The sequence below is a fragment of the Polynucleobacter sp. HIN9 genome (assembly GCF_030297635.1).
GTDB lineage: Bacteria > Pseudomonadota > Gammaproteobacteria > Burkholderiales > Burkholderiaceae > Polynucleobacter.
Genome location: NZ_AP028140.1, coordinates 475,377 through 488,642, shown reverse-complemented (window position 1 = coordinate 488,642; position 13,266 = coordinate 475,377). Strand labels below are relative to the sequence as shown.

At 47.8% G+C, this 13,266-nt stretch carries 16 protein-coding genes; 9 read left to right on the top strand and 7 right to left on the bottom strand.

Annotation, left to right across the window (positions count from 1 at the left end; all coding sequences use genetic code 11):
• The first annotated feature begins 4 nt into the window (after window positions 1-4).
• The 8 genes from QUE62_RS02565 (at window position 5) to QUE62_RS02530 (ending at window position 7,972) form a co-directional block, all read left to right on the top strand.
• On the top strand, window positions 5-1,162 hold the full coding sequence (locus QUE62_RS02565; RefSeq protein WP_286262093.1) for a DegT/DnrJ/EryC1/StrS family aminotransferase: 1,158 nt from the start codon (window positions 5-7) through the stop codon (window positions 1,160-1,162).
• Window positions 1,163-1,190: 28 nt separating this feature from the next.
• Window positions 1,191-2,153 (top strand): glycosyltransferase, encoded by a 963-nt coding sequence (locus QUE62_RS02560; RefSeq protein WP_286225808.1) that lies wholly within the window; start codon window positions 1,191-1,193, stop codon window positions 2,151-2,153.
• 3 nt (window positions 2,154-2,156) lie between these two features.
• Complete coding sequence (locus tag QUE62_RS02555; protein WP_286262090.1) at window positions 2,157-3,056, top strand: formyltransferase; 900 nt, start codon at window positions 2,157-2,159, stop codon at window positions 3,054-3,056.
• 40 nt (window positions 3,057-3,096) lie between these two features.
• Entirely contained in the window at window positions 3,097-4,137 is a 1,041-nt protein-coding gene (locus tag QUE62_RS02550; RefSeq protein WP_286224266.1) for a bifunctional UDP-4-keto-pentose/UDP-xylose synthase, read from the top strand.
• Window positions 4,138-4,148: 11 nt separating this feature from the next.
• Complete coding sequence (locus tag QUE62_RS02545) at window positions 4,149-5,084, top strand: polysaccharide deacetylase family protein (RefSeq protein WP_286262087.1); 936 nt, start codon at window positions 4,149-4,151, stop codon at window positions 5,082-5,084.
• Window positions 5,085-5,105: 21 nt separating this feature from the next.
• Window positions 5,106-5,573, top strand: a complete 468-nt coding sequence (locus QUE62_RS02540; protein ID WP_286262085.1) for a peroxiredoxin — start codon at window positions 5,106-5,108, stop codon at window positions 5,571-5,573.
• 220 nt (window positions 5,574-5,793) lie between these two features.
• Entirely contained in the window at window positions 5,794-7,458 is a 1,665-nt protein-coding gene (locus tag QUE62_RS02535; RefSeq protein ID WP_286262083.1) for a PhoH family protein, read from the top strand.
• Window positions 7,439-7,972 (top strand): C40 family peptidase, encoded by a 534-nt coding sequence (locus QUE62_RS02530; RefSeq protein ID WP_286224260.1) that lies wholly within the window; start codon window positions 7,439-7,441, stop codon window positions 7,970-7,972. The genes QUE62_RS02535 and QUE62_RS02530 overlap by 20 nt, the downstream gene beginning before the upstream one ends.
• Here the strand turns inward: QUE62_RS02530 and dnaB are convergent.
• The 6 genes from dnaB to QUE62_RS02500 all read right to left on the bottom strand — a co-directional run bounded on the left by dnaB (window position 7,969) and on the right by QUE62_RS02500 (window position 12,008).
• Window positions 7,969-9,372, bottom strand: a complete 1,404-nt coding sequence (gene dnaB / locus QUE62_RS02525; RefSeq protein WP_286262540.1) for a replicative DNA helicase — start codon at window positions 9,370-9,372, stop codon at window positions 7,969-7,971. The two genes, QUE62_RS02530 and dnaB, sit on opposite strands and share 4 nt — an antisense overlap.
• Before the next feature lie 64 nt (window positions 9,373-9,436).
• Window positions 9,437-9,889 carry a 50S ribosomal protein L9 gene (gene rplI, locus QUE62_RS02520; RefSeq protein WP_286224259.1) on the bottom strand — a complete coding sequence of 151 codons (453 nt, stop codon included), beginning with the start codon at window positions 9,887-9,889 and terminating at the stop codon, window positions 9,437-9,439.
• A gap of 13 nt (window positions 9,890-9,902) precedes the next feature.
• Window positions 9,903-10,184 carry a 30S ribosomal protein S18 gene (gene rpsR, locus QUE62_RS02515; protein WP_108508018.1) on the bottom strand — a complete coding sequence of 94 codons (282 nt, stop codon included), beginning with the start codon at window positions 10,182-10,184 and terminating at the stop codon, window positions 9,903-9,905.
• Window positions 10,185-10,193: 9 nt separating this feature from the next.
• Complete coding sequence (gene priB / locus QUE62_RS02510; protein ID WP_286225802.1) at window positions 10,194-10,499, bottom strand: primosomal replication protein N; 306 nt, start codon at window positions 10,497-10,499, stop codon at window positions 10,194-10,196.
• Between the two features lie 45 nt (window positions 10,500-10,544).
• Window positions 10,545-10,916: a 30S ribosomal protein S6 gene (gene rpsF / locus QUE62_RS02505; protein ID WP_286224257.1), complete on the bottom strand. Its 372-nt coding sequence runs from the start codon at window positions 10,914-10,916 to the stop codon at window positions 10,545-10,547.
• Window positions 10,917-11,018: 102 nt separating this feature from the next.
• A complete protein-coding gene (locus QUE62_RS02500) occupies window positions 11,019-12,008 on the bottom strand; it encodes an asparaginase (protein WP_286262081.1) in 990 nt (329 codons plus the stop codon).
• Between the two features lie 64 nt (window positions 12,009-12,072).
• Between QUE62_RS02500 and lexA the strand changes: the two genes are divergently transcribed.
• Window positions 12,073-12,777 carry a transcriptional repressor LexA gene (gene lexA, locus QUE62_RS02495; protein ID WP_286262080.1) on the top strand — a complete coding sequence of 235 codons (705 nt, stop codon included), beginning with the start codon at window positions 12,073-12,075 and terminating at the stop codon, window positions 12,775-12,777.
• Here the strand turns inward: lexA and QUE62_RS02490 are convergent.
• A complete protein-coding gene (locus tag QUE62_RS02490; protein ID WP_286224254.1) occupies window positions 12,774-13,232 on the bottom strand; it encodes a hypothetical protein in 459 nt (152 codons plus the stop codon). The two genes, lexA and QUE62_RS02490, sit on opposite strands and share 4 nt — an antisense overlap.
• Between the last annotated feature and the right edge of the window lie 34 nt (window positions 13,233-13,266).

The following is a 13,266-nucleotide window of genomic DNA, read 5'->3' as shown; positions in this document are numbered from 1 at the left end:
GCAGATGGAGCAAATGAGCCAGCCATTTATTCCTTTTACTAAGCCAACGATTGATGAGGCCACGATTGCAGCAGTAGCCGATGTGTTGCGCTCTGGCTGGATTACGTCCGGCCCAAAGGTTTTAGAGTTTGAAGCGGCTTTGAGTCAGTATTTAGGTGGCGCGACTGTTCGTTGCTTTGCAAACGGCACGGCCACCATGAAAATCGCCCTTCAAGTTGCTGGGATTGGTCCAGGCGATGAGGTGATCACAACTCCAATTTCGTGGGTCGCCACTTCCAATGTGATCTTAGCTGTGGGCGCAAAGCCTGTTTTTGTTGATATTGATCCGAAGACCCGTAATTTAGATCTTCGTCAAGTTAGCTCTGCCATTAACGCCAAAACCAAAGCTATTATGCCGGTGTATTTGGCTGGATTGCCTCTTGATATTGATGCGCTTTACGCGATTGCGGAGCATCATCAATTGCGCGTGATTGAGGATGCCGCTCAAGCACTCGGATCCTCGTGGAACGGGTTGCGCATTGGCACAAAAGGTCGGCATGATTTAGTCAGTTTTAGTTTTCAGGCAAATAAAAATCTAACCACCATCGAAGGTGGTTGCTTAGTTTTTAACACCGAGCGCTTTGGCGAGGGTCAAGTCAGTCTGGCCGAGAAATTACGGTTGCAAGGATTGGTGCGTCATGGTCCTGATGGCATGGAGGTCGATGTTCTGGGTGGCAAAGACAACCTAACCGATGTCAATGCTGTTATTGGTCTTCATCAATTAAAACAATTGGACCGGTTTCAAGGGCAACGCCTCGCTCTCGCCCGTCATTATTTTGATCAGTTCGAACAATCGGGTTTGAGCAAAATAGGTTTAGGTCTGCCAATCGCCGATTTTGCAAATAGTAATTGGCATATGTTCCAGGTCTTACTGCCCTTGGAGCGCTTAGGCCAATCACGTAGCCAAATCATGCTTGCCTTAAAAGAACGTGGTATTGGTACTGGGGTGCATTACCCAATCATTACCAGCTTTGCACTGTATCGTGAGCGTGGGTACTCGGAACAGGCAACCCCAGTTGCCAATATGATTGGTCAATCCATCTTAACTCTGCCACTTTTCCCCACCATGACCAATGCCGACGTTGATCGTGTGGTCAAGGCACTACAAGAGGTTTTAGCGTAAACGCCTCTAGATCAGGCAAAATGGTGTCATGAACAGCTTTGCTCATCCACGCTTAAGTGTCGTGATCCCGGTTTATAACGAGGAAGAGGGCTTACAGGCTCTATTTGATCGCCTATACCCCGCACTTGATCATGTTGCGAGTCAGTATGCACTCAGCTACGAACTTATATTTATTAACGATGGCAGTAAAGATCGGTCTGCTGCCATGCTCGCGATGCAATACGAAAAGCGGCCTGATGTAACGCGCGTGGTTTTATTTGCAAATAACTTTGGCCAACACATGGCGATCATGGCTGGTTTTGAATATGCACGCGGTGAATACATTGTTACCTTAGATGCGGATCTACAAAATCCTCCGGAAGAGATTGGGAAAATTGTGCGTCAGCTGGAGGAAGGTCATGACTATGTTGGCACGATTCGAGAAAATCGCCAAGACTCATGGTTCCGAAAGACGGCCTCGCGTGCCATGAATCGATTACGCGATAAGCTCACTCGCATCACCATGACCGATCAAGGCTGCATGATGCGTGGCTACCATCGCCGCATCATTGATTTAGTGCGGCAGTGTGAGGAAGCGAATACCTTCATTCCTGCCTTGGCTTACACCTTCGCCAACAATCCAATTGAAATTACCGTTAAACATGAAGAACGGTTTGCTGGAGAATCAAAATACAGCCTGTATCAATTGATTCGTCTTAATTTTGATTTGGTCACTGGCTTCTCAGTGATGCCACTGCAACTCTTTTCGATCCTCGGCATGCTATTAGCTGGAGCAGCAGGTTCCCTATTCCTTCTCCTTTTAATCCGTCGTTTTGTATTGGGCGCTGAAGTTGAGGGTGTGTTCACACTCTTTGCGCTCACCTTCTTTTTAATTGGCGTCATGCTATTTGGCCTGGGCCTCTTAGGGGAATATATCGGGCGGATTTACCAACAAGTTCGTCAACGGCCTCGCTATATGGTGAGCGCGGTCTTAGAGCAATCTAAACCCTAGATCTTGAATCAAACACCAAAGCGCGCAGTTGTTTTTGCCTACCATGATGTCGGTGTTGCTTGTTTGCAAGCATTAATCGATGCAGGCATGCAAGTTGATTTAGTCATCACCCATGCCGATGACCCCAATGAGAGGATTTGGTTTGGCAGCGTTCAAAAACTCTGCGAACAGCGGGGTTTGCCATGTCGAATAGTGCAACAGAGTGAGTTGTTAACGTTGCTGCCCGAGATCAAGGAGATTGCACCCGACTATCTCTTTTCTTTTTATTACCGCTTCATGTTGCCCACTGAGTTACTTGAGACCGCAACCATTGCGGCTCTCAATATGCATGGCTCGCTCTTACCGAAGTACCGCGGCCGTGCTCCTGTGAACTGGGCCGTGTTACATGGCGAGACTGAAACGGGAGCAACCCTACACGTCATGGAAGCAAAACCCGATGCCGGTGATATTGTGGGACAAGTGGCTGTTCCCATTGAAATTCATGAGACAGGCAAAGAGGTGTTTGACAAAGTCAGTCAAGCCGCAAAACGGGTGATGGAGAATGTGCTACCCCAACTCATGCAAGGAGAGCTTCCTCGACAAGCCAATCGATTGGCAGAAGGTTCTTATTTTGGGGGTCGCAAACCCGAGGATGGTCGCATCGATTGGACCAAGTCAGCCATGTCGATTTACAACCTGATTCGGGCGGTGGCGCCGCCCTACCCTGGTGCCTTTACCGAATTAAGTGGGCAAAAAGTGATTCTTACCAAAAGCTCCCTACCACTGGAACCTAGCGTAGACCTACCCCCCTCAATCGCAGCATTCCTCAAAAAATCCGGGTTGGGGATGCATCTCGTCGATAATCGTTACTTTGGCCTGTGCGGCGATGGCAAGGCTCTTGAGCTATTTTTAATGCAAGAGTAGTCGGTCGTTGGCCTCTGAAGTTCATCAAAGGAATGGTTTTATGAAAAAGATTTTGATTTTGGGTGTGAATGGATTTATTGGCCATCACCTCTCAAAGCGCATATTGGAGACCACGTCGTGGGAGGTCTACGGCATGGATATGCAAAACGACCGAATTGGTGATCTTCTCAACCACCCTCGTATGCATTTCTTTGAGGGTGATATCACCATTAATCGTGAATGGGTGGAGTATCACGTTCGTAAGTGCGATGTGATCCTGCCGCTCGTTGCAATCGCCACACCGGCAACCTATGTACAACAACCCCTGCGTGTATTTGAGTTGGACTTTGAAGCCAATCTTCCCATCGTGCGCTCGGCCGTGAAGTATGGCAAGCACCTCGTCTTCCCGTCAACCTCCGAGGTCTACGGCATGTGCACAGATACTGAATTTGATCCAGCCTCATCCAATTTGGTTTATGGCCCCATCAATAAACCGCGCTGGATTTATGCCTGCGCCAAGCAATTGATGGACCGAGTCATCTGGGGTTATGGCATGGAGGGCTTACGCTTTACTTTATTTAGACCATTTAACTGGATTGGCCCTGGTTTAGATAGTATCTACACGCCCAAAGAGGGTTCCTCACGGGTGGTTACTCAGTTTCTAGGCCATATTGTGCGTGGTGAGCCGATTAATCTGGTCGACGGGGGCTCTCAGAAACGGGCCTTTACATACATTGACGATGGCATTGATGCTTTAATGCGCATCATCACTAATCAAGGTGATATTGCCAATGGCAAGATCTATAACGTGGGTAACCCCAAAAATAATTACTCAGTTAAAGAGTTGGCTGCCATGATGCTTGCGATTGCCAAGCAAATCCCTGAGTATGCAGTTACGGCAGATCGAGTTCAATTGGTGGAAACAACCTCCAAAAGCTACTATGGCGCTGGATATCAGGATGTCCAAAATCGAGTTCCTGCCATCGAAAATACGATGGCTGAACTTGGTTGGAAACCCACTATTGCGATGAACGATGCACTTAGTAAGATTTTTGAAGCCTATCGCCATGATGTCGATAAAGCGCGACATCTGGTTGAATAGTACTGAGTCCCATGGCAAAAATTGCACTGAAAGTTGACGTTGATACATTACTTGGAACCCAAGTTGGAACTCCAAATCTAGCCAAGCTTTTTGCAGAGCTCGATATTCAAGCGACTTTTTTATTTAGTCTTGGGCCCGACCATACAGGTTGGGCATTAAAACGAGTTTTTCGGCCAGGTTTTCTGAAAAAAGTATCGCGCACTTCGGTGGTAGAGCACTACGGCATCAAAACCCTTTTATACGGGGTTCTCCTCCCGGCGCCTGACATTGGCAAAACTGCTGCGCATGAAATGCGTGCTGTTGATGAGGCCGGTCATGAGACCGGGATCCATACCTGGGATCATGTCTATTGGCAAGATCATGTTTATCAACGTGATGCAACGTGGACTCGAATCCAAATGCAAAAAGCCTATGATCGTTTTTGTGAGATATTCAAACACCCTCCACTTACGCATGGTGCTGCAGGCTGGCAAATGAATGAAGCGGCCCTGATGCAACTCGATGATTGGGGGATGCAATACGCCTCTGATGGGCGCTCTGAGCCCAATCTCGCGCCGTACCGTATTCAATTTAAGCATCAGCGAAGCAAGCATATTCAGTACCCCACCACACTTCCAACCTTTGATGAGCTCATTGGAGTGGATGGGCGGGATGCCTTTGGAGCGGCCCAAGCAATTCTTGGGCTCACTCAAAGCAATCCCAATGATCAAGTCTTTACCCTGCACGCTGAGTTAGAAGGACAAAAGTTGTTACCTGCCTTTAAATCATTGCTTCAGGGGTGGATGATGCAAGGTCACGAACTGGTTACGATGGGCCAATTGCACAAATCTTGGCTGGCGACTGGGCAACTCGATAAAATAGCCACCGAGCCATTCCAGTATGGCAGTATTGCCAATCGCAGCGGTGAACTGATGATCCAAATGCGCCATGCAACTAATTTCACATAACCATTGACGAGGGGAATTACGATGATGATTAAGATTGGGCAGACGATGCCAATGTGTGAGATTCCGGCAACATCAAACCTCACTTTCTCGCCAAAAGCGTATCAAGGTAAAAAGCTAGTGCTTTACTTTTATCCCAAAGATTCAACACCGGGATGCACGGTTGAAGCAGGAGAGTTTCGGGATCATATTGACGCATTTAATCAAGCAAATGCTTTGGTGGTTGGGGTGTCCCGGGATAATTTGCGTTCACATGAGAACTTTCGCCAAAAATTAGGTCTGCCTTTTGAATTGGTTGCCGATACCGAAGAAAAACTGTGCACGATCTTTAATGTCATCAAAATGAAAAATATGTACGGCAAACAAGTTCGTGGCGTTGATCGCAGCACCTTCCTATTTGATAGCAAAGGCGTTCTCCAAAAGGAGTGGCGAGGCATTAAGGTTGCAGGACATGTGGCCGAAGTACTCGCTGCCGCCAAGGCTATGTCCTAGGGATTTATACGGTACTTGCAAAGACATCAATTTGGGTTACAGTATGGCTATATGCACCGTAAGCGATGGATGCCATTAAACCCGCATCGGGGTCTATTTAGGCCACGACGGGAGACCGGCCCCCTAGTAAATCGTGCATATGATCCCGCCCTCTGCGTCACCCCTCAAAACCGCCTTTCGCTCTTCGTAGGCGGTTTTTTCATTTAGGAGAAGTTCTCGCATGCCATTACCTCCACTGCCCACCCAAATTGCCGATCAAGTCAATTTAAGTCGTCAGAAAACGCCGGATCTCAAAAATCCCCCTAAAAAGGTAAAAAAAGCACATGCGCCAAGCTGGGCCCAAGAGGTAGAACCCAATATTGATATGGATGATGATCTGTCAGCCGCGGAGGTGGCATTAGAACAGATTAAAACAATTGCTCCCACCCAACATCTGGAAAAGCAACTGGACTCCAAGCTAGAGCGACCAAAGCGCACAGTGCGTACAGGTCCACCAAGTTTATTTGTCTTAGATACCAATGTATTAATGCACGATCCGTCCTCGCTCTTTCGGTTTGAGGAGCACGATTTATATCTGCCCATGACAACTCTTGAGGAGCTCGACAACCATAAAAAGGGGATGAGTGAGGTTGCTCGTAATGCACGCATGGTGAGTCGCTCGCTCGACCAGCTGATTGCCGGTACCAGCGGTCAGCTCGACGAAGGAATCCCGCTCAATAAATTGGGTAATCAAGATGCAACGGGGAGGTTATTTTTCCAGACCCAGTTTTCCACCGCCCCCCTACCCGAGGGGTTGCCAGAGGGTAAAGGCGATAACCTGATTTTAGGGGTGGTTCGTGATCTGCAAAAAGCCAAACCTCAGCAAGAAGTTGTTTTGGTATCGAAAGATATCAATATGCGAATCAAGGCCAGAGCTCTGGGCCTTCCGGCCGAAGATTACTTCAATGACCAGGTCTTAGAAGATCGAGATTTAATGTACTCGGGCGTGATGGCGCTACCGAGTGACTTTTGGCCGAAGCATGGCAAGGCCATGGAGAGTTGGGCGGATGGCAAGAGCGGTACGATGTTTTATCGGGTTACTGGCCCGCTGGTGTCCAGCATGCTGATCAATCAATTTGTTTATCAAGAAAATCCAGACGGCACGACTCCCTTTTATGCCCTGGTGCGCGAAATCAATGGCAAAACTGCATTACTTCAAACTCTGAAGGATTACTCCCATCAGAAAAATAATGTGTGGAGTATCACCGCGCGCAATCGCGAGCAAAACTTTGCCATGAATCTCCTCATGAATCCAGACATTGATTTTGTGACTCTGCTTGGTCAAGCTGGTACCGGTAAAACTTTACTTGCCCTTGCAGCCGGCCTCGAGCAAGTATTGGATAGTAAACGCTATAACGAGATCATCATTACTCGAGCAACCGTTCCGGTTGGTGAAGATATTGGATTTTTACCAGGCACCGAAGAAGAAAAAATGCAGCCCTGGATGGGCGCTTTTGACGACAACTTAGAGGTATTACATCGGAGTGACGACACTGCAGGAGAATGGGGTCGCGCTGCCACTCAAGAACTAATCCGTTCTCGGATTAAGGTTAAAAGCATGAACTTCATGCGAGGTCGTACATTTGTGAGTAAATTTCTGATTATTGATGAAGCTCAGAACTTAACACCTAAACAGATGAAAACGCTTGTTACACGAGCTGGTCCCGGTACCAAAATCGTATGCCTTGGGAACATTGCCCAAATTGACACTCCTTATCTTACTGAGGGCTCATCCGGCCTTACCTATGTGGTCGATCGTTTTAAAGGTTGGCGTCACAGCGGTCACATTACCTTGGCTCGTGGCGAACGTTCGCGACTAGCCGATCATGCAGCTGAAGCACTGTAATACCAATTTACTAGTCACAGCGGTGGTTGCACTGAGTGTATTAACACTCAGTGCTTGCTCCACCACCCCAACTCGTAAATCTGGCGGGGTGGTAAGTAACCCGCGTATTGCGCACTTTAAGAACGATACAAGCGTTGGTAACGAAGGTATTTCGATTGCAGCAATGGGCTTGGTCGGTGTCCCTTATCGTTATGGCGGCAACACCCCAGCAGGTGGATTTGATTGCAGTGGATTAATTGTTTACGTCTACAAAAACAGCTCGGGCATCAAACTACCAAGAACGATTCAGCAAATGAGTAATGTTGGCACTGGTATTGGGCAACAGGCTCCTGCGCCCGGCGACTTGGTGTTCTTTAATACCACTGGTGAGCGCTACTCTCATGCCGGAATTTATGTTGGCCAAGGCCGTTTTGTACATGCGCCTAGCGCAGGTGGCACAGTCCGTCTTGAACGGATTGATTCACCCTACTGGGCAGCGCGCTATACCGAGGCGCGCCGGATTACAGGCAATTAAAAGGGGCTAAACCCACTGCCGTACGAAGGTGTATTGGGGGCCAAGTTATCGAACTTAGTGAACTGTCCTTGCCAACTCAAGCGGACTGTACCAATTGGACCATTACGTTGCTTACCAATAATGACTTCGGCCACACCTTTATCGGTTGTGGTGTCTGGGTGATATACCTCATCACGATAAATAAACAAAATTAAGTCAGCGTCTTGCTCAATGGCTCCAGACTCACGCAGATCAGACATAACAGGTCGTTTATTGGGACGTTGCTCAAGACCACGATTAAGCTGAGATAAGGCGACCACTGGGCACTGCAACTCTTTGGCTAGCGACTTTAAAGATCTTGAGATCTCAGAGATTTCGGTGGCTCTGTTTTCTCCACCGCCACCCGAGCTACCACTCATTAATTGCAGATAATCAACCACAACCATTCCTAGGGTGCCGCCATAATTGCGCGCAATACGACGAGCGCGGGCGCGCAACTCGAGACAGGTTAAGGAGCCGGTCTCATCAATGAGGATTTGGGTATTACTCAGTCGTGCAATCGCATCAGTAACACGTGGCCACTCATCATCATTTAACTTACCAGTCCGCATCCGACTTTGATCAACTCGACCGACTGATCCAAGTAAACGGGTTGCTAGTTGCGCTCCAGACATCTCCATCGAAAACACAACAACCGGGAGACCTTCATGCAAGGCCACATTCTCAGCAAAATTTAGGGCTAACGCGGTCTTACCCATCGAGGGTCTGCCAGCCACAATGACCAGATCGCCTTTTTGCAGACCACTGGTTTGTTTATCGAGATCAATAAAACCAGTTGCGATTCCAGTAATGTCGCTACCGCCATCACGGTTATATAACTCATCAATACGCGCAACCACCGCCTTTAAGAGAGGTTCGATTTCGAGATAATCTGCTTTGCGACTCCCCTCTTCACCAATTTGCAGAATGCGTGATTCAGCCTCATCCAGTAAGGTACGAACTGATCGACCCTCAGGCATAAATGCCGTATTGACAATACTGTCTGAGACCTCAATTAAGCGGCGTAAGATACTGCGATCCCGAATGATCTCTGCATAACCTTTGATATTGGCTGCACTAGGAGTATTTTGTGCTAAGGAATTTAAATAATCGATACCGATGAGATCTGCTTCGGGCTCATTCTTGATCGCCTCAAATACAGTAATCACGTCAGCCGGTCGGTTATCGCCGATTAAACGCTCGATAACTCGATAAATCAGCGCATGCTCGCTACGATAGAAATCCCGCTCGGAGAGGATACCGCCTAAACGATCCCATGCGGTGTTATCCAAAAGTAAGCCGCCGAGAACCGATTGCTCAGCCTCGACGGAATGGGGTGGGACTTTGAGAGCCTGCACAACCGCGTCACCAGGCCCAGGCATGCCTGGGTTCATTGGTACGGGACGGTTGCGAGGTTCGGCCATAGGGCTAGTGTACCGAAGTCAACTAGGCCTGCTCACCAATCACACGAATATTAATATCAACCACAACGTCCGTATGAACAGCAACAGCCACTGGGTGGTCACCGACTACTTTCAATGGTCCGGTTGGCATCCGAACTGCAGCTTTTTCAATTTGAAAACTCTTTTTCGCCAAAGCTTCAGCGATATCGTGATTGGTGACTGAGCCAAACAAACGGCCATCAACGCCGGCCTTTTGACTAATCTCCAACACTAAGCCTTTGAGCTTCTCGCCAATCGCTTGCGCGGCCGCGAGCTTCTCTGCAGCAATCTTCTCAAGCTCGGCACGACGTGCAGCAAAGTCAGCAATGGCTGCCTCGGTTGCGCGACGCGCTTTGCGCTGAGGAATTAAAAAGTTGCGAGCAAACCCGTCTTTGACTTTAACAACATCACCAAGGTTGCCCAAATTGGTTACTTTTTCAAGCAGAATAACTTGCATCGTGGGCTCCTAATTATTTCTTATGTTGATCTGAGAATGGCAGCAATGCCAAGAAGCGAGCGCGTTTAATTGCGGTATCCAACTGACGCTGATACAGCGCCTTAGTACCCGTTAAGCGAGCTGGCGTAATCTTAGCGTTCTCACCAATAAAATCCTTAAGCGTATCGACATCCTTGTAGTCAATTTGCTCAACGCCTCCAACCGTAAAACGGCAATAACGCTTGCGTTTAAAGAGTGGGTTCTGTGCAGGCTTCTTTTTGAAGTCTGTCTTTTTGTTCATTTTTCCAAAAGCCATGATGGTTTCCTATTTGTTCGATGTGATCTTTGTAATATGAAAAACGAGGCGCTCATTTCGTATGGTCTTTTGCGTTAAGAACCCCTCAAATACTGCTACTGCTCCTAAATCCATCGTTAGTAACTCTCGATGAATCTCACCAATTGCCACGGCTTCAACATTCATCCGAATTTGCCGAACTTGATTTGCTTCGCTTAACTCACCATCATGATGTAACTGACAATGAATCACGGGCAAACCCGCTGGGGTATATCGAATGGCGTCCTTGGCGATTAGAGAAGCAGTCAGGATGAGAAGGTTTGAACTACGCTTCACAATCAGACCGACTTTTACGAATCAAAGCCTCCTTTTCAACAATAATTAGGCTGCTGCCGGTGCGTCAGCTTGAGCGAGCTTGCGAGCTTCTTCACGCTGCACTTCTTTCATCATGATGGATGGCTCAGTCTCAGCCTTCTTCATCTTGACAATGAGGTGACGTAACACTGCATCATTGAACTTAAATGCATGCTCGAGTTCTTCAAGCGTTTTTTGATCGCATTCAATATTCATGCAAACGTAGTGGGCTTTAGCGAGCTTGTCGATCATGTAAGCCATCTGACGACGACCCCAATCTTCGATGCGATGCACTTTGCCACCATGGGTGGTTAGGATCGACTTGTAGCGATCAATCATCGCTGGAACCTGCTCGCTTTGGTCCGGATGGACGATAAAAACGATTTCATAATGACGCATTAATCACTCCTTATGGATAAAACTGCCTAGGCGTCTTGCTTAATTCCGCTGTCAAGAATTAAGCACCAGTGCAGCAAGGGTGGAACAAATTGTTTAAATTACTTACCGAAATTCCGGTAAGCCCACCATTCTAGCAAAATAATCCTGCCAACTCAATGGATTAGGACTTGATTGGGTGCTAGCGAATAAGGCTAGCTGCAGAGCAATACGGGCTTTTGCAGGATTTAAATTACCCGCGCTCAATGCCTTTGCTAATCGGCCATTTGCAAGACTTCCGCCAATATAGCCCCTACCGATTCGGGAGGCACGCACCACGGCTCCACCAGCCTCCATAAACTGCTCCAAAGCGGGCGCAAGGCTCTCATGAACGGTACTAGCACCAGTGCCTGCTAGAACAATGCCCTGAACCCCATGATTCTTTAAAAAGGTAATGGTTTCTGGTCTGGCCCCGACGTGACTTGTAATAATTTCAACCCAGGGCCATTGATTGTCTGGTGGTATCGGTAAGTCATTGCTAACTTGAACCCAATCATTAGGCAGCGCTTCACCAAAAAAGGCGTTCGTCTGAGAGCTATGTCCCTTGACCAAAGCAAGGCCCAGTATTGGCTTAGAGCCCATCACAGCCCAAATTCCACTCTGACTATCCCTTTTCCCAGCAAATTCAATCGCATCGGATAAATTCCCCGGACCATCAGCCTGTGGATGATCAGAGGGAAGCATCGCTCCAGTCAAAACCACCTTCTTGCCAAAATTTCTGGCAGATCCACCGCAGACAAACTCCAAAAAAGTAGCGGTTTCTTCCATCGTATCGGTGCCATGGGTAATTACGATCCCTATTACTTCGGGGTCTGCTAGTCCCATGCGAACCTGGACACCTAATTCGCTTAGAAGGGGCTCACTCAAATCACAGCTATCAATATTTGATAACTGCATGTTTTTTAAAGGAAATTTGCTATTGATCTGGGTCAAAAGGGTTGAAATCGGCACTTGACCAGCTTGATAACCCCCATTTCCTAAATCGGTCCTAAGGCCAGCGATGGTACCGCCAGTGCCTATCACCAAAATAGAGGGGGAAATAGAGGAATTTGACATCTAGGCATTATCCAACCAAGCAAAAGTTCTTGAAATGCCATTTTTTACTGTATACAATCCCAGTATGAACATAAATACAGTAATTGACAGCTCATCTTTACCAAAACTGACTGCTCGGCAGGAAGAGATTTTGGGGCTCATTACCTTGGCCATTGAGGAAAGTGGTCTTCCTCCCACCCGCGCTGAAATAGCAAATCGACTTGGTTTTGCATCTGCCAATGCTGCCGAGGAGCATTTACGTGCTCTAGCCAAAAAGGGCTATATCGAATTAAGTCCTGGAACGTCGAGGGGCATTCGAGTTACCAATACGCAGACTCTTTTACAAGGGCAAAATTTTCGTCAATTGAATTTGCCATCGGGCAGTTTGCAACAACTGACCCTTCCCTTAATTGGTAGGGTTGCCGCAGGCTCACCCATTACTGCGATTGAACATATTGAGAAACATATTCCAGTTGACCCTAGCTTGTTTAGTAAAGGCGCAGACTACCTGCTACGCGTCAAGGGGATGAGTATGCGGGATGCAGGCATTCTCGATGGTGACTATTTAGCCGTTAAAAAGACCACTGAAGCGCGTAATGGCGACATCGTGGTTGCTCGCATCGATGATGAGGTCACTGTAAAGCGCTTTTTGCAAAAGAAAGGGGCTGCTGGTTCATACCTCGAGCTCCAAGCTGAAAATCCAGATTTTGAGAACATCATCGTTCGCGCAGATTCCAACTTTGCCCTTGAGGGGCAAGCGGTTGGGCTAATCCGAGCAAACGGACTTTAAGGCTTACGGGTCGGCGCAATCACATTCGCATTTTTAGGCGAAGAGGTGATGGTGATGATGGATTTAGGGCCTGTTAGAGATCCCTCATTAATTTCAACCGTGCAAGTGCGTTCGCCTTTGGTAAAGACCAAGAAACTGGTTTTTGATTTCGTGGCGGTAACCGTGGTCCACCCCGCTTTGGGATATTCGGACTGAAAAAAAGCGTACACATCGGTTGCACCTTGTAATGCGCTGATATTAACGCGGCCTACCCAGCCATCACCACGACCAATAATTAATGAATCAGACCCAATAATTTTGGCCCCAGTTGGCAAAGGCATGTCGCCAAGCAACTGCGCCTGGATTTGATTGATTTCTTCCTGAGTTCCAGTAGGGCTATCACCAGTGGCACAGGCCCCCAACAGCGCAGCAGCGGCAAGAGTAACAAAGTGAGTTTTGGAGATCAATCGATTCATGGTTTTGTTCCAAGGCTAATGGATAAAAGTACCA